At 74.9% G+C, this 22,418-nt stretch carries 20 protein-coding genes; 4 read left to right on the top strand and 16 right to left on the bottom strand.

What is annotated here, in order from left to right; genetic code table 11:
- Positions 1 to 103: 103 nt before the first annotated feature.
- Positions 104 to 736 carry a TetR/AcrR family transcriptional regulator gene (locus ABT238_RS08445; RefSeq protein WP_350756174.1) on the bottom strand — a complete coding sequence of 211 codons (633 nt, stop codon included), beginning with the start codon at positions 734 to 736 and terminating at the stop codon, positions 104 to 106.
- 137 nt (positions 737 to 873) lie between these two features.
- Here ABT238_RS08445 and ABT238_RS08440 point away from each other — a divergent pair, with 137 nt between their 5' ends.
- Positions 874 to 1,638, top strand: a complete 765-nt coding sequence (locus tag ABT238_RS08440; protein WP_350560722.1) for an SDR family NAD(P)-dependent oxidoreductase — start codon at positions 874 to 876, stop codon at positions 1,636 to 1,638.
- 116 nt (positions 1,639 to 1,754) lie between these two features.
- Here the strand turns inward: ABT238_RS08440 and ABT238_RS08435 are convergent, their stop codons facing one another.
- From ABT238_RS08435 to ABT238_RS08420, 4 genes are read right to left on the bottom strand one after another with little or no spacing between them, the layout of a single operon-like run.
- Positions 1,755 to 2,705 carry a phosphotriesterase family protein gene (locus ABT238_RS08435; RefSeq protein ID WP_350756172.1) on the bottom strand — a complete coding sequence of 317 codons (951 nt, stop codon included), beginning with the start codon at positions 2,703 to 2,705 and terminating at the stop codon, positions 1,755 to 1,757.
- The gene (locus ABT238_RS08430) at positions 2,702 to 3,142 is read right to left on the bottom strand and encodes a carboxymuconolactone decarboxylase family protein (protein ID WP_350560726.1); all 441 of its coding nucleotides are present in this window, start codon (positions 3,140 to 3,142) and stop codon (positions 2,702 to 2,704) included. Before ABT238_RS08430 ends, ABT238_RS08435 begins: the two co-directional genes overlap by 4 nt.
- A 17-nt stretch (positions 3,143 to 3,159) precedes the next feature.
- A complete protein-coding gene (locus tag ABT238_RS08425; protein WP_350756170.1) occupies positions 3,160 to 3,750 on the bottom strand; it encodes a DUF4865 family protein in 591 nt (196 codons plus the stop codon).
- A gap of 32 nt (positions 3,751 to 3,782) precedes the next feature.
- Positions 3,783 to 4,349: a TetR/AcrR family transcriptional regulator gene (locus ABT238_RS08420; RefSeq protein WP_350756168.1), complete on the bottom strand. Its 567-nt coding sequence runs from the start codon at positions 4,347 to 4,349 to the stop codon at positions 3,783 to 3,785.
- 207 nt (positions 4,350 to 4,556) lie between these two features.
- Here ABT238_RS08420 and ABT238_RS08415 point away from each other — a divergent pair, with 207 nt between their 5' ends.
- Positions 4,557 to 5,549, top strand: a complete 993-nt coding sequence (locus ABT238_RS08415) for an aldo/keto reductase (protein WP_350756166.1) — start codon at positions 4,557 to 4,559, stop codon at positions 5,547 to 5,549.
- A gap of 303 nt (positions 5,550 to 5,852) precedes the next feature.
- Here the strand turns inward: ABT238_RS08415 and ABT238_RS08410 are convergent, their stop codons facing one another.
- From ABT238_RS08410 to ABT238_RS08385, 6 genes are all read right to left on the bottom strand, one after another.
- Complete coding sequence (locus ABT238_RS08410) at positions 5,853 to 6,929, bottom strand: LLM class flavin-dependent oxidoreductase (protein ID WP_350756164.1); 1,077 nt, start codon at positions 6,927 to 6,929, stop codon at positions 5,853 to 5,855.
- Positions 6,930 to 6,932: 3 nt separating this feature from the next.
- Positions 6,933 to 7,862 carry an ABC transporter substrate-binding protein gene (locus ABT238_RS08405; RefSeq protein ID WP_350756162.1) on the bottom strand — a complete coding sequence of 310 codons (930 nt, stop codon included), beginning with the start codon at positions 7,860 to 7,862 and terminating at the stop codon, positions 6,933 to 6,935.
- Positions 7,863 to 7,957: 95 nt separating this feature from the next.
- The gene (locus tag ABT238_RS08400) at positions 7,958 to 8,728 is read right to left on the bottom strand and encodes an ABC transporter ATP-binding protein (RefSeq protein ID WP_350756160.1); all 771 of its coding nucleotides are present in this window, start codon (positions 8,726 to 8,728) and stop codon (positions 7,958 to 7,960) included.
- Complete coding sequence (locus ABT238_RS08395) at positions 8,725 to 9,591, bottom strand: ABC transporter permease (RefSeq protein WP_350756324.1); 867 nt, start codon at positions 9,589 to 9,591, stop codon at positions 8,725 to 8,727. Before ABT238_RS08395 ends, ABT238_RS08400 begins: the two co-directional genes overlap by 4 nt.
- Positions 9,592 to 9,647: 56 nt before the next feature.
- Complete coding sequence (locus ABT238_RS08390) at positions 9,648 to 10,667, bottom strand: NrtA/SsuA/CpmA family ABC transporter substrate-binding protein (protein ID WP_350560740.1); 1,020 nt, start codon at positions 10,665 to 10,667, stop codon at positions 9,648 to 9,650.
- Between the two features lie 182 nt (positions 10,668 to 10,849).
- Complete coding sequence (locus tag ABT238_RS08385) at positions 10,850 to 11,857, bottom strand: ABC transporter substrate-binding protein (protein ID WP_350756322.1); 1,008 nt, start codon at positions 11,855 to 11,857, stop codon at positions 10,850 to 10,852.
- 471 nt (positions 11,858 to 12,328) lie between these two features.
- On the opposite strand from ABT238_RS08385, the gene ABT238_RS08380 reads away from it, so the two are divergent.
- Complete coding sequence (locus ABT238_RS08380) at positions 12,329 to 13,111, top strand: IclR family transcriptional regulator (protein WP_350560742.1); 783 nt, start codon at positions 12,329 to 12,331, stop codon at positions 13,109 to 13,111.
- Between the two features lie 64 nt (positions 13,112 to 13,175).
- On the opposite strand, the gene ABT238_RS08375 is transcribed toward ABT238_RS08380, so the two are convergent.
- From ABT238_RS08375 to ABT238_RS08355, 5 genes are all read right to left on the bottom strand, one after another.
- On the bottom strand, positions 13,176 to 14,069 hold the full coding sequence (locus ABT238_RS08375; protein ID WP_502891412.1) for a winged helix-turn-helix domain-containing protein: 894 nt from the start codon (positions 14,067 to 14,069) through the stop codon (positions 13,176 to 13,178).
- A 990-nt stretch (positions 14,070 to 15,059) separates the two neighbouring features.
- The gene (locus ABT238_RS08370) at positions 15,060 to 15,608 is read right to left on the bottom strand and encodes a GTP-binding protein (protein WP_350561131.1); all 549 of its coding nucleotides are present in this window, start codon (positions 15,606 to 15,608) and stop codon (positions 15,060 to 15,062) included.
- A gap of 124 nt (positions 15,609 to 15,732) precedes the next feature.
- Positions 15,733 to 16,275, bottom strand: coding sequence for a DUF742 domain-containing protein (locus tag ABT238_RS08365; protein WP_350560744.1), 543 nt, complete (start codon positions 16,273 to 16,275; stop codon positions 15,733 to 15,735).
- 8 nt (positions 16,276 to 16,283) lie between these two features.
- Entirely contained in the window at positions 16,284 to 16,703 is a 420-nt protein-coding gene (locus ABT238_RS08360; RefSeq protein WP_350542745.1) for a roadblock/LC7 domain-containing protein, read from the bottom strand.
- 138 nt (positions 16,704 to 16,841) lie between these two features.
- Entirely contained in the window at positions 16,842 to 19,757 is a 2,916-nt protein-coding gene (locus tag ABT238_RS08355; RefSeq protein WP_350756158.1) for a sensor histidine kinase, read from the bottom strand.
- Positions 19,758 to 20,243: 486 nt separating this feature from the next.
- Between ABT238_RS08355 and ABT238_RS08350 the strand changes: the two genes are divergently transcribed.
- Entirely contained in the window at positions 20,244 to 22,163 is a 1,920-nt protein-coding gene (locus ABT238_RS08350) for an AMP-dependent synthetase/ligase (RefSeq protein WP_350756156.1), read from the top strand.
- The last annotated feature ends 255 nt before the right edge of the window (positions 22,164 to 22,418 follow it).

The following is a 22,418-nucleotide window of genomic DNA, read 5'->3' as shown; positions in this document are numbered from 1 at the left end:
GTCTCGCCCTGGAGGAGGAGACGCCGCGCGGAGGTGACGGATGGGGGACGGCGACGGGCGTGGGACGAGCCGTGGGTGGCGCGCGCGGGTGACGCGGGCGCGGTCAGTTGACGTGCTTCCCGAGGTGCTCCCAGAGGCCGAGGCCCTCGGTGAGTTCGCGCACGCAGCGGGCGCCGAGTTCGCGGGGCGAGCCGGGTCCGGTGGCCGGGGCGCCGGAGAGCGCCCACTGCTCCAGGGCGACCCGGATGGCAGCGGTGGCGGCGGCAGCGGCGAGCCGGATCTCCAGGGCATCGGTCCCCGGCGGGCAGCGGTCGGCGATCGCGGCCCGCAGCCGCTCCTCGGAATCGGCGTGCACCCGCTGCCAGACCGAGGCCAGGCCGGGGTCGCGCAGCAGCTCGCGGGTCCAGCGCATGGCCTCGTCGGCCTGCGCGTCGCTCGGGCTCAGCGACTCGGCCGCCGAGCGCTCCAGCGCCTCGCGGACCGGCAGGTCGGCCGCGCTCTCGGTGAACAGCCGCACCCAGCGCTCCCCGCCGGCCGCCAGCAGCGGGGCGATGGCGTCCTCCTTCTCCGAGAAGTAGCGGTAGAAGGTCCGCAGCGAGATGCCGGCCGCGTGGGCGATCTCCTCGGCGGTGGTGGCCTCGGCGCCGCGGGCGGCGAACAGTTCGGCCGCGGCCTGGGCGATCTCCAGCCGGGTGCTCTCGCGGCGGCGCTGGGTCAGGGTGGGGCGTCCGGTCACGGGCTCAGCGTACGCGGACGAAGCGATTGTCGGCACGTCGCGCCGAACCTGCACGTCGAGACTTTTTGGCACGACGTGCCATATGGGCGTACCGTGCCAGTGAGGTCGAGAGACCACGAACGGAACGGAGTACCACCATGGAGCGCTTCACCGGACGCAACGTCCTGATCACCGGCGGCGGCTCGGGCATCGGCCAGGCCACCGTGCACCGGATCCTCGCCGAGGGCGGGCGCGTCGTCGCCGTCGACGTCAACGAGGACGGCCTGAAGGCGACGCTGGACCGCGCCACCGCCGACGGCGTCGCCGACCGCCTCACCACGACGGTGCTGGACGTGTCGGACGAGGCCGCCGTCAAGGCGGGTGTCGCCGGGGCCGTGGCTGCGCTCGGCGGCCTGGACGCGCTGGTCAACGCGGCCGGGATCCTGCGTTCCGCGCACACCCACGAGACCAGCCTGGAGTTCTGGAACAAGCTGATCGCGGTCAACCTGACCGGCACGTTCCTGATGACCCGCGAGGCGCTGCCCGCACTGCTCGCGGGCGGCAAGGGCGTGGTGGTGAACTTCAGCTCCACCTCGGCGACCTTCGCCCACCCCTACATGGCCGCGTACGCCGCGACCAAGGGCGGCATCCAGTCCTTCACCCACGCGATCGCCGCCGAGTACGCCAAGCAGGGCCTGCGTGCCGTCTGCGTCGCGCCGGGCAGCATCGACAGCGGCATGACCCACAACCCGGGCCTGCCAGCGGACGCGGACTTCAGCCTGCTCGCCAAGCTCTCCCCCGCGCTCGGGCAGGGCTTCGCCGGGCCGGAGACCGTCGCCGGCGTGATCGCCATGCTCGCCTCGGACGACGGCGCGTTCGTCACCGGCACCGAGCTGCGGATCGACGGCGGCACCCACATGTGACGCCGGGGCGGCGCCGCCGGAGCAGCGCCGGGCTCAGGCCTGGCCGACCGGGCTCGACGGGCTGACAGCTGACAGATTTCAGATGACAGATAACAGATTTCAGATTCTGTCAGCTGTCAGCTGTCAGCCCCCGCCGGTACCGCCCGCCACGCGACCGCGAAGGCCCGGGCGGGGTTCGCGGTGAGGAGGCGGTGCGGGAGCTCGGGGCCGAACTCGCGGGCCAGGCGGGGCGCGAGGGCGGTGAGCAGGTGGGTGGGGCCCGGGGCGTGGCGGGCGCTGCGGGTGGTGGTGTCGCCGCCGAGGAGCAGGCGGTCGGCGTGGCCGGCCTCCACGAGGGCGGCCACCGTGTCGAACAGGTGGTGGTCGGTCGCGTGGTGCGCGCGGGAGGGACCGTCCAGCGCCAGGAAGGCTCCGGCGGCGGCGAGTTCACGGTGCAGGCGCAGGTCCGGGTGCCGGTTGAGGTGGCCGAGGATCACCCGCCGGGGCGGGACGCCGTGGCGCTCGCACAGCAGGTCGAGGACGTCCGGCGCGGCGGTGCCGAGTTCGTGGTGGACGGCGATCGGCGCGCCGGTGGCGTGGTGCGCCTCGGCGGCGGCCGCCATCACCCGCCGGGTGTGGGCGTCCAGGCCGTGGTAGTCGCCGGCCACCTTGATCAGTCCGGCGCGGACGCCCCCGGGCGCGCCGTGCAGTCCGGTGGTGAGTTCGGCGGTGAAGAACCCGGCCAGCCCGGCGTAACGCCGTTCGAGGTCGGCCGGGTCGTAGTGGACGGCCTGGTGGAGCCCGGTGGCGGCGACCAGGTGGACCCCGGTCGCGCGGGAGAGCCCCGGCAGCGCGCCGGACGCCCGCCCCATTCCGGCGGGCGTCCACTGGACGAACGCCCGGCCGCCGGCCGCCGCGAAGGCGCGCAGCACCTGCTCGGCGGCGGCCGGGTCGTCGAGCTCCTCGCCGGGTAGCCGGGGGCTGCGCAGGAAGAGGTGGTCGTGGGCGTCGCAGACGCCGAGTTCGGCGGGGTCCACGTCACCGAGGACGGTGCGGACGGCGACGGACGGACCGGCGGTGGCGTTCACGCCGTCTCCGCGAAGGTGGCGGCGGCGACCCGCAGTCCGGCCAGTGCCTTGGGGACGCCGACGTAGGGCGCGAGGTGGACCAGGACCTCGGTGATCTCCTCCTTGGTCAGGCCGACCCGCAGGCTGTTGCGGACGTGGTCGGCGAGCTGCGGTTCCACGCCGCCGAGCGCGGTGAGCGCGGCCAGGTTGGCCACCTGGCGGTCGCGCAGGGCGAGTCCGGGCCGCTGGTAGGTGCCGCCGAAGAGCGCGGTGACGATCCAGTCGGGGAATCCGGGGGCGAGGCCTTCGAGCGCGTCCAGGGTGTCGGCCCGGGTCTTCGGCCCCGCGAGCTCGGCGAGCAGGGCGTAGCCGGCGGCCCGGTCGAGCGGCGCGGGAGCGAGGCCTTCGCCTCCGTCGACGCCGGTTCCGGGTTCGGGGGTTGTCGAGGCCGGGCGCATCGGGCTGGGTGGTCCTTTCACCAGTGGCGGCCGACGGGCAGCCGGTCGAGTTCGGGGCTGGAGAGGTGGTGCACGCGGAAGCGGGTGCCGGGCACGGCGTCCGGGGCGGCGCCTCGCCAGAGGGCGAAGCTCAGCAGTTCCCAGCGGGCCGGGTCGACGGCGACGGCGGCGGTGTGCAGTTCGGGGTGGTCCGGCAGCGCGGCGAGGGCGTGCTCGACGGCCTCGGCGGGGTCGGCGCCCTCCGGGAGGAGGTCGATCTGCCGGGTCGCGGTGGCGGGCGCTCCCACGCCGGGTGCGCCCACGGCGGGGCCGCGGCGCAGGCCCGCGCCGAGCCAGTGCCGGACGGCGGGGCGCCCGAAGTCGGCGCCGAGGCCGCGGAATCCGGGGCCCCAGAGGAAGGAGTTCATGCCCTCGGCCGTGCGCCAGAGGTAGAACGGCGCGTACTGGTTGACGGGTGAGCCGTCGAGACCGCGTTCACGCACCAGATAGGCCTTGAGGCCGAGCCCGGGGTGGTCGTCGAGCAGGTGGCCGCGGGTGGCGACCCGCCGGTGGATGATCCCCATGTCGTAGTCGGCGGGGAGGGTGATCTCGTACTGCATGGCATGCACGGGGGGCTCCTCGGGGGTCGGGCCGACGAGGCTCAGTCGGCGCGGTGCGCGGCGAGCAGGGCGAGGGCCCCGCGGACGGCCCGCTCGAACGGTTCGGCGCTGTCGGCGGCGCGGGCGAGCACGTAGCCGCCCTGCACGACGGCGACCACGGCGGCGGCGAGGTCGGCGGGCTCGGCGCCCGGCCGCAGCTCGCCGGTCGCCTGGCCCTCGGCGATCACCTCGGCGATCCGGCCGCGCAGCCAGTCGAAGGTCTCCTCGACGGGCGCCCGCAACCGGGGGTCGGCGATCACCTCCGGGTCCTGGGCCATCCGGCCGATCCGGCAGCCGCGCAGCACGTCGCGCTCGCGCCGCAGGTAGGCGGCGACCCGGTCGTGGACGCCGCCGGGGCCGGAGAGGTCGGCCTCCGCGACGGCGCGCATCTGCTCGGCGCTGCGCCGCAGGGCGGCGGCGGCCAGGCCGGGCTTCCCGTCGAAGTGGTGGTACATGCTGCCCTGGCCGACGCCGGCGCGCTGCTGGATGGCCTTGGGGCTGGTGCCGACGTAGCCGCGTTCCCAGAGGAGTTCCTGGGTGCTCTCGATGAGGCGGTCCTGGGTTGCCATGCCGATCACTGTACCTACAGGTACAGGATGCTGTACATACCAGTAGGTACAGAACGCTGCGGCGGACCCGGAACCACGAGGCCGTGGGCCGCCCCCCGGCGGTCCACGGCCCTGCGTGATCGTCGTCCCCGCCCGGCCCGGCCCGCACTCCTCGGCGGACGGTGGCGCAGATCACCCCGGGCGGCCTCGGCCTGGCAGGATGTCGGCATGACCTACCTCGCCGCGGATGACCGCTACGCCTCGATGTCCTACCGCCGGGCCGGCCGCAGTGGCGTGCTGCTCCCCGCCGTCTCCCTGGGCCTGTGGCACAACTTCGGTGACGCCCAGCCGCTGGACGTCCAGCGGGCGGTGCTGCGCCGCGCCTTCGACCGTGGTGTCACCCACTTCGACCTCGCCAACAACTACGGCCCGCCGTACGGCAGTGCGGAGCGCAACTTCGGCCACCTCTTCGCGCAGGACTTCCGCCCGTACCGGGACGAGCTGTTCATCGCCTCCAAGGCCGGCTACGACATGTGGCCCGGCCCGTACGGCCAGGGCGGCAGCCGCAAGTACGTGCTGGCCAGCCTGGACCAGTCGCTGGACCGGATGGGCCTCGACTACGTCGACGTCTTCTACTCGCACCGCTACGACCCGGACACCCCGCTCGAGGAGACCATGGGAGCGCTGGCCTCGGCGGTCCGGGCGGGCAAGGCGCTGTACGCGAGCATCTCCAACTACCCGGCGGAGCAGCACCGGGAGGCCGTGGCGATCCTGCGCGAGCTGGGCACGCCGGTCCTGATGAACCAGTGCGCGTACTCCGTCCTCAACCGCTACGTCGAGGAGGAGGGGGTGCTGGACGCGGTCGCCGACACGCAGACCAGCCTGATCGCCTACTCCCCGCTGGCGCAGGGCCTGCTGACCGACCGCTACCTGTCCGGGAAGGTGCCGGCCGGGTCGCGGATGTCGATCGGCCGGTTCCTGCGCGAGGAGGCGCTCACCGAGGGGAAGCTGGAGCAGCTGCGGGCGCTCAACAAGGTGGCGGAGCGCCGCGGGCAGACGCTGGCGCAGCTGGCGCTGACCTGGGTGCTGCGGGACCCGCGGGTGGTGTCGGTGATCATCGGCGCGAGCAGCGTGGCGCAGCTGGACCAGAACCTCGACGCGCTGGCGGGCGGTCCGCTGACGGACGAGGAGCTGGCCGACATCGACGCGCTCACCCGGTGAGCCGCTGCTCCGGCAGGGTGCTGACCCGGTGAGTCGCTGATCCGGTGATCCGGTGATCCGGTGAACGGCTGACCTGCCGGGCGGCCCGCCGGGCGGGCATGCCACGGTGCCCGGCCGGTTGACGCGCGATGCGTGACCGGCCGGGCACCGCGCTCGTTGGACCGCGCGTACGGGACCGTCCGTACGCGTCCTTCGAGACCTCGGGAGCCCGCCGTGCGGACGTACCTCCTCCGGGCCGTCGCCCGTTTCGCCCGGCAGCTGGCGCTGACCTCGCCGCTGCCGTTCCCCGTCCTGCTCGGCTCGCTACCGCCGGCGGATGCCCAGCGCTGGTAGCACCGTCTCGGCGACCCGGTGGGCCTCCTCCAGCAGCGGGTTGCCGGAGAGGATGAAGGTGTCCACACCGAGCGACTCGAACTCCTGGAGCCGCTCGATCACCTGGGCCGTGGAGCCGACCACGGCGGTGCCGGGGCCGGGGCGGAACAGGCTCATCCCGGGCCAGAGGTTGGGGTACACCTCCAGCTCCCGCGCCCTCGCCGGGACCTTGCCGCCGTGCTGGCGGAACTGCCGCTGCCAGCCGACCCCGTCCTCCCCGCGCACCCCGCCGAGCTGCCGGGCGTAGGTGGCCTCGCTGGTGACGTCGAGCAGCCGGTCGGCGGCGGCCCAGGCCTCGTCCTCGGTGTCGCGGACGATGAGGTGCAGCCGCAGCCCGATCCGCAGGCTCCGGCCGTGCGCGGCGGCCCGCTCGCGGACCAGGTCGAGCTTCTCCTTCAGCTGCTGCGGCGGCTCGCCCCAGGTCAGGTAGACGTCCACGTGCTCGGCGGCCATCTCGATACCGGCCGCCGAACTGCCGCCGAACCAGAGCGGGATGCCGCCCGGCTGGACCGGGGCGAGTTCGCGCAGGCTCGCCCCGGCGTTCCGCAGGTCGTAGAACTCTCCCTTGTGGTCGAAGACTTCACCGGCGGTGAGGCGCTTGACGATCGACCAGTACTCGGCGCTGAGCCGGTAGCGGTCGTCGTGCTCGACGTGCAGGCCGTACTCGCGCAGCTGCTCGGTGGAGCCGTTGACCACGTTGAAGCGCAGCCGGCCGCCGTGCAGGTGGTCGAAGCTGAGCGCCATCTTCGCCAGCAGGGTGGGCGCGATCAGCCCGGGGTGGACGGCCAGCAGCGGCTTGAACGCCGGGGTGGTGGCGGCGGCCAGGGCGTTGCCGAGGTCCCACACGTCGTAGAGGTCGGTGGCCAGCAGGGCGCCGGTGTAGCCCAGGCGCTCGACGCTGCCCGCGAGTTGCTGGAGGTAGCGGACGTCGACCGGGCGGCGGCCGGCCGGCTCCCACGGGTAGTGGCCCTCGCGCGGGATGATGTACCAGAGGACTTCGGAGGCCATCGGTCAGACCGCCTCGGAGCCGGTGCCGGCGACGGCGACAGCGACGGCGGCGGCCACCGGGGCCTCCAGCGCGGGCAGATGGGCGTCGGCGACGGTCACGGCGCGGTCGATGAAGCCGACCCGGTGGAAGATGTCGGCCGCCTCCTGCTGCTCGGCGACGAACGCGGCGGTCGCCGGCTCCAGGCGCCACGGCAGTGCGGCCAGCGCCGTGTGCCAGTCCTCGGCGGTGCCGCCGAGGTCCTCGGCGGCGATCGCGGCGGCCTCCGGCAGGTGTGCGGCCACCCAGGCGTCCGCGCGGCGCAGTGCGGTGGCGATCGCGGCGACCACCTCGGGGCGGTCGGCCGCGAAGCCGCGCCGGGTGAAGAACACCGAGCGGTCGGTGATCACGTCACCGGTGCGGACCAGCTCGCGGAACTCGCCGCCGCGCCGGGCGGCGGCCAGCTCGGCGCCCTGGGCGATCCAGCCGGCGATCGCGCCCTCGCGCAGCCGCTGCGCCTGGTCCTCCCCGGCGGACGGGCGGACGGCGGTGACGTCGGTGGCGTAGGAGAGGCCCTCCGCGTGCAGGGCCTTGGCGAGCAGGTGGGTCTGCCAGGAGCCGATGGCGAGGACGACGGTGCCGCCCTTGAGGTCGGCGACCGTCCGCACCGGGCCGTCGGCCCGCACCAGCAGCGCGCCGTGGTCGGGGCGGGGCGCGGAGACCGCCGCGTAGACGAGGTCGTGGCCGGCGGCCTGGGCGGTGACCGGCGGGGTGGAGCCGGTGCCGCCGAAGTCGATGGTGCCGTCGGCGAGCAGCTCGCCGGTGCGGGTGCCGTCGCTGTAGTGGTGGAACGCGCCGGTCTCACCGAGCGGGGCCAACTCCTCGTCCAGGTAGTCGAGTCGGGAGAGGTAGTAGAGCGAGGGGTTGCTGGCGTGGACGCCAAGGGTGATGGCCATGGGGATCAACTCCTGTGGTGCGGGCGGGGGTCGGACGGGCAGGCGGGGAGGAAGGGGTGGGCGGTACGGAGGGGCAGGCGGGTGGTTCGCAGGGGTCAGTGGACGCCGAGGTCGGCGAGCAGACGGCGGCGCAGCTCGGCGAAGGCCGGGTCGGCCGGGTCGCGCGGGCGCTCGACGATGACGCGTTCGTCGCGCACCAGCTTGCCGTCCCGCAGCACGGCGACCCGGTCGGCGAGCCGGACGGCCTCGTCCACGTCATGGGTGACCAGCAGGACGGCCGGCCGGTGACGGCGGACCAGATCGCCCACGAGGTCCTGCATGCGCAGCCGGGTGAGCGCGTCCAGTGCGGCGAACGGCTCGTCCAGAAGGAGCAGTTGGGGTTCGCGGACGAGCGCCCGGGCGAGCGCGGCGCGCTGCGCCTCGCCGCCGGAGAGGGTGGCCGGCCAGGCGTCGGCGTGCCGGTCGAGGCCGACCTCGGCGAGCGCCTTGAGCCCGGTCTCCCGGGTGGCGGCGCCGCGCGGCAGGCCGACGGTGACATTGGCGAGCACCCGCTTCGAGGGGACCAGCCGGGGCTCCTGGAAGACCACCGTCCGCACCGGCGGCACCAGGACGGTGCCGGCGTCGGCCCGGTCCAGGGCTCCGAGGATACGCAGCAGGGTGGTCTTGCCGGTGCCGCTGGCGCCGAGCAGGGCGACGAACTCGCCGCGGCCGATGGACAGGTCGACGCCGTCGAGGACGGCCCGGGTGCCGAACACCCGGCGCAGGCCGCGCAGGTGGACGGCGGGCTCGGTGGCGGGCTCGGTGGCGGTGGCGGGGGTGGCGGTGGTGTTGGGGACGGTGGCGGCGGGTGCGGGGGCGGTGCTCATCGGGTGGCTCCCTGGGTGACCTTGCGCCAGGGCATCAGGACGCGCTCCAGGAGGCGCACGACGCCGTCGGCGGTGAGTCCCAGCAGTCCGTAGATCAGGATGCAGACGGCGAGGATGTCGGTGCGCGAGTAGTTCTGGGCCTGGGCCATCAGATAGCCGATCCCCTCGGTGGAGTTGATCTCCTCGGCGGCGATCAGCGCGATCACGCTGAGCGTCATGGACAGCCGCAGTCCGGACAGCAGCGCCGGCAGCGCGCCGGGCAGCACGACGGTGCGCACGATCGCCCAGCGGCCGAGGCCGAAGCTGCGCATGGCCTCGATGAGCTTGCGGTCGGTGGTGCGGACGCCGCCGGAGGCCGACACATACATCGGGAAGCTGGTGGCGACGCCGATCAGCGCGACCTTGGCGGTCTCGGTGATGCCGAACCAGACCATGAACAGCGGGACGAGGGCGAGGAAGGGGACGGTGCGCAGGACCTGGATCGCCGAGTCCAGCAGTTCCTCTCCGAGGCGGAAGAAGCCGGTCACGACGCCCAGCACCAGGCCGGTGGTGGCGCCGATCAGCAGACCGAGGCCGGCCCGGGTGAGCGAGACGGTCAGGGCGTCGGCGAGTTGGCCGTTGCCCCACAGTTCACCGACCGCCTCGGCGACCTGGGCGGGCGAGGCGAGCACGTCCTGGGTGAGGACGCCGGTGGCGGAAGCGAGGGCCCAGCCGCCGAGCAGGGCCAGCGGGCCGAGGGTGCGCAGGGTGAGGGCGAGGGCCCGGGGGCGCGGGGCCTGCAGGCGGGTGCGGGGTTCGACCAGGCCCGCCGCGCGGGCGGCGGCGGTGGCGTGGTCGGCATCCCCGCCGGTGGCGGCGGGTATGGCGGCGGGCGTGCCGGCGGGTGCGGCCGTCGCGCCCAGCGGATCGGTGGTGGTGCTCACTTGGCACCGGTCCCGAGCTTGTCGACGTCGATCAGGTAGGGCTTGACGTCGACGAGTTGCTTGGTGACCTTCTGGTCGGCGAAGAACGCGGCGACGGTGCCGAAGCGGGTGATGTCGCCCTCGGCGATGGCCCCGGCGGCGGAACCCTGCCGGGTGACCGCGATCGCGACGTCCTTCTCGGCGGGGGTGACGGCGGTCGGCCCGGAGTCGGTGAAGACGTTGAGGTAGGCGGCCGGATCGGCCTTCTCCTTGAGGCCGTTCTCGCGCAGGTAGTCGTAGAAGGCCCGGACCACCTCGGGGTGCTTGTCGGCGAACCCGTTGCGGACCGCCCAGACGGCGTAGTTGTCGGAGCCGACCTCCTTGCCGTTGACCAGGAAGTGGGCACCGGAGTTGGCGATCGACGGGGTGGAGAAGGTGTTCCAGGTGGCCCAGGCGTCGACCTGGCCGGAGTTGAAGACGCCCGCGGTCTGGTCGGCGCGCAGGTAGACCCGCTCGACCTTGTCCGCCGGGACGCCGTTCTTCTCCAGCGCCTTGAGCAGCAGGTACTCGCTGGTGCCGCCCTGGCTGACGGCGACCTTGCGGCCGACGAGGTCCTGCACGCTCTTGATCGGCGATTCGTTCTTCACCAGGATGCCCTCGCCGACGCCGTCGGGGGCGGTCTGGGCGAACAGCTTGAAGCCGGGCTTCTGGGCGAGCGCGGCGACGGCGGAGGTGATCGAGCCCTGGGCGACGTCGAGCTGGTCGGCGGAGAGTGCCTGGGCGGCCGGCGCGAACGGGCCGGCGCTGCCGGTCCAGGAGACCTTGGCGTGGACGGCGGCCAGCGCCCGGTCCAGCGAGCCGTCCTTCTTGCCGAGGGCGAGGAAGCCGTTGTTGCCGGGGTCGGGCACCCGCAGCACCACCTCGGCCTTGCCGCCGTCGGCGGAGGCCTTGGCCCCGTCGGCGGACGAGCCGCAGGCGGCCAGGGCGGTGGTGGAAAGCAGTGCGGTGGCGGCGAGGGCGAGGCGGGAGGGCTTCACGGGGTCGACTCCTGAGGAGGGTGTGGCGGGGGGGGTGACGGGGGTGGCGGCGGGTGTGCGGGTGGAGGGGTAGCGGCGCTGGGCGGGAGCGGCTGACAAATGACAGCTGACAGATTTCAGCTGACAGATTTCAGCTGACAGATAACAGATGACAGATTTTGAAATCTGTCAGCCGATCCCCGTCAGCGGCCGTGGGTCCGGCCTTCGGCGCGGCGGGCGGCGAGCAGGGTGCGGGCGGCGTGGAGCGGCTCGGGGTCGGTCCAGGCGTGGACGTCGACCGGGCCGGCCAGGAATCCGCTCCGCTCAAGGAATCGCTTCTGCTGGTCGAGGAGGGTGAGCCGCTCCTCGGAGAGATCGAGGTGCAGGGTGCGGTGGCCGCCGCGCGCGTACGCTCCGGCCACACCCTCCTCCCCCGCACCGGTCTCGGCGCTCAGGATGCGCGCGACCTCCGCCGGGCGGGCGGCGGCCCAGTCGGCGGCCTCCAGCAGCACGGCGAGGAAGCGGGCCACCAGGTCCGGGTGCTCGTCCAGCAGTTGCTGGTGGACGGTGATCGGCCGGGGCGTGCCGTTGTTCACCCGGACGCGGCGGTCCGGCACCTCGTCCAGCTCGACGGCGACCTCCGCCCCGATCCGGCGGGCCGCCTCGACCGCGAGCGCGCCCTTCACGTAGACCGCGTCCACGACGCCGTCGCGCAGCGCCGCCAGCTCCGCGGCCCACTGCCCGCCACCCGGCGCGGCCGGCACGTCCACCAACTCGGCGTCGTCCAGCGTGAGCCCGGCGATCGACAGGGCGCCGTGCAGGCCGGCCAGGGCCATCGCCCGCCAGAAGTCGATCGCTATCCCATGCTGTGGGACGGCCAGCCGGCGGCCGCGCAGTTGCCCGGGCCCGGTGATGCCACTGCCGGCCCGGACCAGGACGACCTGGCGCTCCTCGATCCAGGTGAGCCCGATCAGCCTGGTCCGCTCACCGCGCGAACGGGCCCAGAGCGCCGGCACGTTGCCGCCCTCGCGGAACAGGCCGGTCAGGGCGTGGGTGTAGTGGTGGTCGGCGGCCACCTCCGGCGGCACGTCCTGGAGCGAGCGGACGGCGATGCCGTCGGCGGCGAACTCCCGGCCGAGCCAGCCCTGATCGGCCGCGATGCCGGTCGCGGTGGGCACGGGGCAGCGGGTGAACCAGAGGGTGTCGGGCACGTCGGGGGCGTCGGGGGCGGAGACGCCCGGGGCGGAAGCGGCCGGGGCGGCGGTGTTGTCATGGCTGGGCACGGTGGGCTGGTCCTCTGCGGCAGGGTGCGCGCACACGCGGTGGGGCGCGGCGCGGCACGGGTCACCAGGCGTGACGGGGCGGGGAGTCCGTGGGGTGGTCGGCGCGAACGGGAACGGCGCGTCAGCGACAACAGGCGCAGGGGGCGGGGCACCGGCGGTTCGTCACGGCGCTGCTCCTTCCTGCGGTCGGTGCGCGGTGGACGGGGCTCGTCCGGTGCGCTGTGCCGAGCGTTCCACGACGGACCCGCACCGGACAAGGGCTTGCCACATCATGGGACAGGTTGTTCATGAACGGCATCCTTTTGCAACGCCGTTGACACATTCCCGCAGCACGCGCTGCCATAGTCTGGGAGCGACTCCGGTGAACCGGCCGGAGCCACGGACAGAACGAGAGGTGCCATGGCCGAGGCCGTCACCGCCGTCCAGAGCCCGCCGGCCGGCGCCCAGGCCGTCCAACGGGCCCTCGGGTTGCTGCACTGCTTCCACGACAACGGCCCGGATCTGAGCGCCTCGGACCTGGCCCGCCGGATGGGACTGTCGGTCTCCACCGCGCACCGTCTGGCCCGCACCCTGGTCAGCGCCGGTTTCCTGGAGCAGGACGAGCACACGGCCCGCTACCGGCTCGGCCCGGCCGTCGCGGAGCTGGGCCAACTCACCTTCCACCAGCGGGGCCTGCACCTGGCCGCCCCCGAGCTCGACCTGCTGTCGCGGCGCACCGGCGCCGCCGCCGACCTGGCGATCCGCAGCGGCCCGCACGCGGTGATCCTGGTGGGCGCCTCCGTTCGCCCGGACACCGGGCTGGGGCTGCGCCGGCCGCTGCACTCCACGGCGCTCGGCAAGGTCCTGCTGGCCTGGCCGCGCCCGGGGGACGCGGGGGTTTCGACGCTGGGCCCGCTGCCGCCGTTCACCGACCGCACCATCACCGAACCGGACCGCCTGGGCGAGGAGTTGGAGAAGGTCAGGACGGCCGGCTACGCGCTCAACGACGGCGAGTCGGCGGCCGGGGTGCGCACGGTGGCCGTGCCGGTGCTGGACGGCGCGGGACAGGCCCGCTTCGCGCTCGCCGTCCGCTCGACGCCCGCCCACCTCACCGACGAGCGGCTGGACTGGTTCCTCGGCCACGCGCGGTCCTGCGCCGGCGCGCTCGCCGTCCTGCTGCTGCCGCCGGACCAGCGAATATGACGGACCGCCAGACATGCCGGAAGGGCCGGGCGTTCACGGGAACGCCCGGCCCGGTGGGCGGCGGTCAGGCGACCGGGGTGTACTTGTAGCCGACCCGACGGACCGTCACGATGCTGTCCCGGTAGGCCACTCCGAGCTTGCGGCGCAGCCGGGCCACGTGCACGTCCACCGTGCGGCCGTCGCCGACGTGGCCGTAGCCCCAGACGGCGGAGACCAGGTGGTCGCGGGTGTGCACCCGCTGCGGGTGCTCGGTCAGGTGGGCGAGCAGCTCGAACTCCAGGTACGTGAGGTCGAGCAGCCGCCCGTCCACGTAGGCGTTGCGGCGCTCCACGTCGACCGTGATGCCGCGGCCCGCGGGCCGCACCGGACGGACGGGGGACGCGGTCGCGAACGCGCCCGAGGCGGACGCGCCGGGGACGGAAGGACCGGGGACGGAAGCGCCCGCGACAGCGGGGCCGACGACGGACGGGCCGGCGCCGAACGGCGCGCCGGCGGCCGGAGCCGCGGCGGGCGCCGGGGCCCCGATCGCCGCGACCGGGAAGCCGGTCGCGGCGGCACCGCCCGCCGGAGCGGCGGCGGCGCCGTCGGCCGGGACGAGCACCAGGTAGCCGACCATCGGCTGCCCCGCCGAGGCGCCGAACTGCGCCCCGTACTGGGCGAGCAGGGCCTGCGGCAGCGAGCCCTGCGGCAGCGCGGCGACCACCGCCGCACCCTCCGGCAGCGCCGCGAGCAGCGCCTGCGGCGGGAGCACCGGAACGGCCGGGGCCGGCCCGGGCACTCCCGGGACGACGGACGGGACCGCCGCGGCGGTCGGGACGGAGCCGGGCTGGCCGGGCACCGGGCGCTGCGGACCGGGCCCGCCGTGCCGGCGTTCGGGATTGGCGGGGACGGAGCGGACCGCGCGCAGGTGCGGGGTCGCGGAGGGGAAGGAGAGGGTGGCCGTGGAGGTGGTGGACATGATGCCGCTCATTTCGCGCGTGACGGACGGGGTGGAGTCGTCTGCGCGTCGACCGGGCGTGCTGCCGAAGACTGACCCGAGGTCAGCGGAGGGAGTGCCGGGACGCGCTGGGCGAGCCCGGACACGTCTGATCGAACAGGTGCGGCTGCCGGGACGGCCAGAACGGCTCGAGGTCGGGGTGCCGGCCTCTTCTTCCGTCCGCAGCGTGGTTCCCGCGCCCATCCGACCGGGTGGCCCCCGCGTCGCACCGCATCGTCCCGGCCGCCCCGGCCGTCCCTGCCGCGACGCGCACGGCGGCGCTGACGGTGACGGTGGTGGCGACGGCCGGGTGGAGGGTGGTGCTGGCGAGGTTCACTGGTGCTCTCCGCGAAGCGGGCAGGGACGACGGCGGCCCACCGGACGGCTGGTGTCCGGTGCTGCCGGGTCGACGGTGCGAGGGGCCGTGGGCTTCCGCCGGGCCCGGTCGGGCGACCCGGTCGGGCCGGGCCGGCCGGGAAGGCTCCCCGGGCGGCGGGCTACGGCGACGGTGACGTGGACGGCGAGGGGTGGTGACGTCAGCGACAGCAGGCGCTGCAGATCAGCGCCTGGTCGATGTACCGCCGAACGGTCAGCGCCGGGGTGACCGGAACGGGGCGAGCCGGGAAGGCGGATCCGGCCGCGGCACGTCGCTGGTCGACGTTCACGGTACGGTCCTCCCCCCTCTGGTCTCGATGCGCGGGCACGTCCCTGTGCCGCGCTGCGGCGCGCGCCGGGCGCACTCGGTGCGCGGCACGTTCGAGGCACCCCGGCGACGGGCCGGGCGGCCTTCGTTCCCAGAGCCTTCCACGCCGGGCCGGTCAAGGCAACCTGCCGCGCGTCGATCGTCCGGCATGTGAACACCGGAATGAGACGCTGACGCGGCGCCACCCTCCGTGGCGGGGAGGGCGAACCGGCGCCGGGGCCCGTCCGGCCCTTCTCCCCGCGCCGGGTCCGACCCCGCCCGCGGCCGCCTCAGACCGGGGCCGGCGCGCCCCGGCGGCGGGCGGCGGCGTGCTCGACCAGCGCCACCAGCAGCTCCTTGCCGTCCTCCCGCAGGCGCGCGTCGCAGAGCAGCACGGGGATGCCCGGGTCGAGGTCCAGCGCGTCCCTGACCTCCTCGGGGGCGAAGACCTCGCTGCCCTCGAAGCAGTTCACGGCCACCAGGAACGGGATGCCGCGCTGCTCGAAGAAGTCCACCGAGGGGAAGCAGTCCGCCAGCCGGCGGGTGTCGGCCAGCACCACCGCGCCGAGCGCGCCACGGGCCAGCTCGTCCCAGACGAACCAGAACCGGTCCTGACCCGGCGTGCCGAACAGGTAGAGGGCGAGCCCGGGCCGCAGGTCGATCCGGCCGAAGTCCATCGCCACCGTGGTGGTGCGCTTGGCCTCCACGCCCGCGGTGTCGTCCACCGGGCGGCCCAGTTCGCTGAGCTCCTCCTCGGTGCGCAGCGGGCGGATCTCGCTGACCGAGCCGACCAGGGTGGTCTTGCCCGCGCCGAAGCCGCCGGCGACCAGGATCTTCACCGCGACCGCCGGGCCGCCCCGCCACCGCGGGTCGTTGGCTCGGTCCTCGGCTCGGTCGTCGGCCCCGCTGCCGGCCCGGCCGCGGGCGGGCGGCGGCGGGACGGCGGTGGCGGTCGCGGGCAGGTCAGAGCGCACGGAGTCCATTGATCACGTCTCGCAGCAGGCGCTCGTCCGGCAGCTCGGCGAGCGGAACGGGTCGGGTGACGCTGATCAGGTCGGCGTCGTAGAGGTCGCCGAGCAGGACGCGCACGACGCTGACCGGCAGGTCGGTGTAGGAGCCGAGCTCGGCCACGGAGATCGGCTCCCGGCGGCACCAGGCCAGGATGGTCTGGTGCTCCGGGTCGAGCACGTGCGCGGGCACGGCCCCCGTGGCCGGCGCGGGGTCCTTGGCGATGATCAGCGAGATCAGGTCGAACAGGCCGTCCTCGACCGGCCGGGTGCGGCCGCGGGTCATCGAGTAGAGCCGCACCACCGGGCCGGCCTCGTCGTCGAACCAGCGGTCGTCGACCGGCGTCCGCGCCCGGAACAGGTCGAGCTCGGGCCCGTCCTGCGCCGGGACGGCCGGGCCGATGTCCGGATCGACCGGGACGGCCGGGCCGTCCGGCCCCCGGTCGTCCCGTCCCGGTTCCGGTTCGGGGGGCACCGGCGTCGGGTCCTCGTCCGCCATCGGACCGCTCATCTCCCGGGCGGGGCCACGTCGGCGCGCGGTTCGGCGGCCAGGTGCTCGCCGACCCGCTTGACCAGCAGGGCCATCTCGTAGGCGATCTGGCCGATGTCCGCCTCGGCCTCGCTCAGCACCGCCAGGCAGCTGCCGTCGCCGGCCGCGGTGATGAACAGGAAGGCCTCGTCCAGCTCGACCATGGTCTGGCGCACGCCGCCGACCTTGAAGTGCCCGCCGGCGCCCTTCGCCAGGCTGTGGAAGCCCGCCGCGACGGCGGCCAGGTGCTCGGCGTCCTCCCGGTCGAGGTCGCGGGAGGCGCCGGTGGCCAGGCCGTCGCTGGAGAGGATCACCGCGTGCCGCAGCGCGGCGACGCGTCCCACCAGGTCGTCCAGGAGCCAGTTGAGGTCTCCGGGCGACTGCGTCGAAGTGGTCATTGAATCTGTTCCTTCCGCTGGAGCGGGTGGTGCGGGTGGTGCTCTTGGTGCTTGTCGTGCCGGTGGTGCTCTTCGTGCCGGTGGTGCGGGTCCTGCGGGGTCGTACGGGTCTTACGGATCGTGCGGGCCGGGCGCGGGTCAGACCGGTGGTGCGGGTGGTGCGGTGCCTTCGGACGGCCCGTCGGACAACGGACCGGCGGGTGCGCCCGGTTCCGCCGCCGCGCGCGGAGCACGGACGAGCCTGCTCGGCGGCGGCACGGGGGCGCGGCGGGCGAGCGGCGCCGGCTCGCCCCCGGCGGGGCCGGGCAGCGCCGCCGGGGCGGGCGCCGGGCTGATCGCGCGGCGCGCCTGGTCCGGCGGCTGCCAGCCGGGCACGGGCCGCGCGGCCGCCGCCGAGGCCGCAGGCGGGGCGGGCGCCGGGGAGGTGCCCCGGCCGCGGGTGAAGCCCCGCTGGAACGAGGCGAAGGTGGCCCGGGCCTCCTCGGGCGAGCGCTCGCGCACCGCCTCGGCTCCCCCGTCCGCGCGCTCGCCGGCCGGAGCGGCGGCAGCGGCCTCCGCCGCCCGCTCGCGCAGTTGCGGGGCGAGGCTCGCCTGCCGGACGCGGCGCGGCAGGGCGCCGCCCGGCGAGGCGGTGTCACGCACCGGTGCGGTGTCCTCGGGGACCGTCGCCGCGACGCCCGGCAGGCCGTCCGGCAGGCTGTCGCCCGGCGCTCCGTCCGCCGGGGCCGCCCCGTCGGCCTCGGCGCGCCGGTGCCGTCCGGTGCCCGGTCCGGCCGGCTCGCCGCCGGGCGCCGGGACGAGCACCGGCCCGCCGTTGCCCCGTGACCGGCGCGGCAGTCCGCCGGGCGTGCGCGCGGGTTCCGGCGCCGAGGGGCGCGGCCCCCCGCTGATCCGGTGCCGCCCGCCCGGGCCGTTCGCCGCTTCGGTGCCGTTCGCCGGTTCGATGCCGTTCGGACCGCCGGTGCCGCCGTCCCCGTCCGCGCCGAGCGCCGGCACCGCGACCAGGTCGCGCCGACCCGCCGCCACCCGCCGTCCCCCGGCCGCTCCCGGGCTCGTACCCGTGCCGGGACCGGACCCCGAGCCAGAACCGGAGCCGGAGCCGGAGCCGGTCCGAACCCCCCGGCCCGAACCCGTCGCGGGCGGCTCCGGCAGTCCGTCCGGCGCCTCCGCCAGCAGCTCGCGCGGGATCAGCACCACCGCCGTGGTCCCCCCGTACGGCGAGGGCCGCAGGTGCACCCGGATGCCGTGCCGCCGGGCCAGCCGGCTGACCACGAACAGGCCGAGCCGGTCGGTGTCGGCGAGGTCGAACTCCTGCTCCACGGCGAGACGTTCGTTGATCCCGGCGAGGGCCTGCTCGCTCAGCCCGAGCCCCCGGTCGTCGATCTCCAGCGCGAAGCCGTGCGCCACCACCTCGCCCTGGACGGTGACCTGGGTGGCGGGCGGGGAGTACACCGCCGCGTTCTCGACCAGTTCGGCGACCAGGTGGGTCACGTCCGCGACCGCGCTGCCGAGCAGTCCGGTGCCGGGGAACGGCCGGACGATCACCCGGGCGTAGTCCTCGACCTCGCCGACCGCCGCGCGCACCACGTCCACCATCCGCACCGGCTTGCGCCAGGCCCGGCCGGGCGAGCCGCCGGCCAGGATGATCAGGCCCTCGGCATGCCGGCGCATACGGGTGGTGAGGTGGTCGACCTTGAAGAGGTCCTCCAGCTCCGCCGGGTCCTCGGTGCGCCGCTCCATGGTGTCGAGCAGGGTCAGCTGGCGGTGCAGCAGCACCTGGCTGCGCCGCGCCAGGTTGACGAAGACCGCGGAGACGCCGCGCCGCAGTTCGGCCTGCTCGACGGCGGCCTCGACGGCGGCCCGCTGCACCGCGTTGATCGCCTGTCCGACCTGGCCGATCTCGGCCGGGCCGAACTCCAGTTCCGGGGCCTCGGTGGCGACGTCCACCGCCTCGCCCTTGCGCAGCCGCAGCATCACCGAGGGCAGCCGGGTGCCGGCCAGCTCGTTGGCGGCGTTGCGCAGGCCGATCAGCTCGCGGACCAGGCCTCGGCCGATCCGGTAGGAGATCAGGATCGAGAGCAGCACCGCGACCAGGCCGATCACACCGGCGATGCCGCCGCGCCAGAGCAGGCCGATCGCGTACGCGTGGTCGCGGTCGTCGATGGTGCCGGCCAGCCGGGTGTTGATCGCCGCGAGGTCGCCGAGCGCGTGGTCGGCGATCTGCCGCCAGTCGCTGCCGTTGAGCGCCTGGACCACGCGCTCGGGGCCGCCCGCGCCGACGAAGTCCGCCTCGGCCCGGGAGAGCGCGGCCCAGGCCTCGCCGCCGCGCAGGGCGATGTAGTCGGCCTGGTCGACCGGGTCCAGCTCGGCGATGTAGACGGTGAACAGGGCCTGCTGGTTGTGCAGGGCGTCGAGCGCGACCTGGTACTGCTCGGCCGTGGGCCGGCCGGTCGCGGTGCGCAGCCCCTCCATCGCCGCGTCCTCCTGGGAGAGGTACTCGCGGGCGCGCACCAGCTCGGTCAGGATCGTCCCCTGCCGCGGGAGCTGGCCGCTCTGGCGGGCCACGAAGGCGGACCGGAAGCCGAAGGTGGGCTTGACCAGGTCGGTGTACTGGGCGAGCGCGAACTCCCAGTTGAGCGCGGCCCGGCCGACCTGCGCGCGCAGCGGCGGGAGCTGGTCGGCGGCGGCGAGGATCTGCAGCAGGCGGCCGCGCTGGGCCTCGTCGAGCCGGCCGCTGCGGACGTCCTTCTTCTGCCGCAGGACGGCGAGGTCCCGGTCGGTGACGGCCTGCGCCTGTTCGAGGGCGTCCCGGGCGGCGCGCGAGGCCGGGTCGGCCAGCCGTCGGACGGCGGCCCGGCGCTCGTTCTGCAGGTCGTGTGCGTACTGGTCGACCGGGGTGCCGAACTCCTGGTACGTCCTGCTGAGGTCCAGCCGGCTCCAGACGTCACCGGCGGTGGTGAGCGTCGCGTACGCCCAGAGGGCGGCGAGGGCCACGATGGGCACCAGGAGCAGCGCGATGATCTTCGCGCGGATCGAGCTGCTGCGCAGACGCATGGAGTCCTCGGTCGGAAGTGCCAGGCGCGGACGGGGTGCGGGCGGCGGGGTCGGTGGGGGGCGTGGAGCGGCGCGGACGGGAGGCGGGATGGTACGGACCAAGTGCCGGTCCGGGGGTGGTTTTCAGGACAGGCCGGGAAGCCCCGGCCGCAGGTCTGCGAGACTCTACTACGCCCTGACCACTCGTTCGAGGGTCGAACCCGGCCTCTCTTCGCCCCGGGCCGGATCATGTCCGGATCGGCACCGAGATCACCGGTTTCGCACCGGCGGCGGGCAGCCCCGCGCGGCACCGCCGACCGGCCGCGCCCGACACCGCCGCACGGCCCCGCCCCGCCCCGCCGACCGGCGACGTCGCAGGCGGATGACCGTTCGGCGGCACTTTTCGCACGGACCGGTGCCGATCTCGTCGCGTCACGGTCACAACCCTGGGCAGTCGGCACGCCATCCGATAGTTTCGCTCCACCTGCAGGACGGATCGGGGGGATCGTGCGCGAGTTCACCACCCCCGCCCCGGCCGGAGCACCGGCCACCGGCGGGCTGGCCGACTCGCTCTACGACGCCGCCGAACGCTCGCCCGGCCTGGTCCAGTTGGCCCGTCGTACCCCCGGAAGCGCGCGGGCCCCTCGGGGCGCCCGCGCGGCCGGCGGAACCGGCACCACCGGCGCAGGCGGCGCAGGCGGCACGGACCGCGCGGCCGGCACGGACGGCTGGCAGGACGTCACCGCCGCCGCCTTCCGCGACGAGGTGCTCGCCCTCGCCAAGGGCCTGCTCACCCGCGGCGTGCGCTACGGCGACCGGGTCGCACTGATGTCCCGCACCCGCTACGAGTGGACACTGTTCGACTACGCACTCTGGTCGATCGGCGCGATCCCCGTCCCCGTCTACCCCACCGCCGCGGCCGAGCAGGTCCGCTGGATCCTCGCCGAGACCCAGGCGGTGGCCTGCCTGGTCGAGGACGAGGACCACGCGATGACCGTCGGCGCGGTCTGCGACGCGCTGCCCGAGCTGACCGGCATCTGGCAGCTGGACCGGGGCTGCGTCGCCGCGATCACCGAGGACGGGCGCGGGGTCCCCGACTCGCTGGTCCACCGCCAGCGGCTCGGCGTCACCGCCGACACCGTCGCCACCGTCGTCTACACCTCCGGCACCACCGGCCGCCCCAAGGGCTGCCTGATCACCCACGGCGCCCTGGCCACCGCGGCCGACGCGCTGCTCGCCTGCTGGGACGAGGCGCTGTACGACACCGGCGGCCAGCAGCCGTCCACCGTGCTGTTCCTGCCGCTGGCGCACGTCTACGGGCGGATGGTGCAGATCGCGGCGTTACGCGGCGGCTTCCGGCTCGGCCACGTCGCCGAGGTGTCCACCGACGCCCTGCTGCCCGCGCTCGCCGCGCTGCGCCCCACCTTCCTGCTGGTCGTCCCGTACCTGCTCGACAAGGTGTTCCAGCAGGCCCGGCGCACCGCCGAGGAGACCGGACGCGGCGAACTGTTCGAGCAGGCCCGGCAGGTCGCCGTCGACTGGGCCGCCGGCCGCGAGCAGCGCGCCTTCGGGCGCGGCCCCGGCCCGGGCGCCGGACTGCGGCTGCGCCACCTCGCCTACGAGCGCACCGTCTACCAGCGGCTGCGCGCCGTGTTCGGCGGCCGGCTGCGGACCCTGATGTGCGGCGGCTCGACGCTGGAGCGCGAACTCGGCCTGTTCTACGCCGGGATCGGCTTCCGGCTGTACGAGGGCTACGGGCTGACCGAGACCTCGGCCGCGATCACCGGCAACCCGCCCGGGCGGGCGAAGATCGGCACGGTCGGGCGGCCGGTGCCCGGTGCGACCGTCGCGATCGCCGACGACGGCGAGATCTGGGTGCGCGGCCCGGGCGTCTTCGGCGGCTACCTCAACCACCCGCGCTGCACCGCCGAGTCGCTGTTCGAGGGCTGGTTCGGCACCGGGGACCTCGGCAGCCTGGACGAGGACGGCTATCTGACCATCACCGGCCGCAAGAAGGACGTCATCGTCACCAGCAGCGGCAAGAACCTCGTCCCCGCCGCCCTGGAGATCCGGGTCGAGACCCACCCGCTGGTCTCGCAGTGCATGGTGGTGGGCGACGACCGCCCCTACGTGGCCGCGCTGATCACCCTCGACCCGGCGGCGCTGGCGCACTGGCTGAAGCGGCGCGGGCGCGGACAGGCCGACCCCTGGGCGGTGCTGACCGACGAGGAGCTGCACGCGGAGATCCAGCGCGCCGTCGCGGCGGCCAACACCGCCGTCTCGCGCGCCGAGTCGATCCGCGCGTTCCGGTTGCTGCCCCGGGAGTTCGACATCGACCAGGGCCTCCTGACGCCCTCCCTGAAACTGCGGCGGGCGGCGGTCACCGCGTACTACGCGGCGGACATCGAGGAGCTGTACGGCCCCTGACGGCACGTCTTGTCCCTCTTTCCGCACGGGTGGTACCGGGTCCGGTGGTCGGCACCGGGGGGAATCCGGGGGCGGCTCCGGCACCGGGGGCAGACGGCGGGCCGCCACTCCTTGACGATCGGAGTGGTCCAGTCCATTGTTTTTCTCCGGTCCGAGTGCGGCGCGCCAACGGCTCCCGCCCCCTCCGGGAGCACCCCCACATCCCGTTTCCCGCGCGCCCGCCCCAACGGGCGCGCGTCCCCACGCAGGAGTCCC

The organism is Kitasatospora sp. NPDC001527, assembly GCF_040298605.1.
Taxonomy (GTDB): Bacteria; Actinomycetota; Actinomycetes; order Streptomycetales; family Streptomycetaceae; genus Kitasatospora.
The sequence above is the reverse complement of the archived record's forward strand: the minus strand, read 5'-3'. Positions and strand labels throughout refer to the sequence as shown.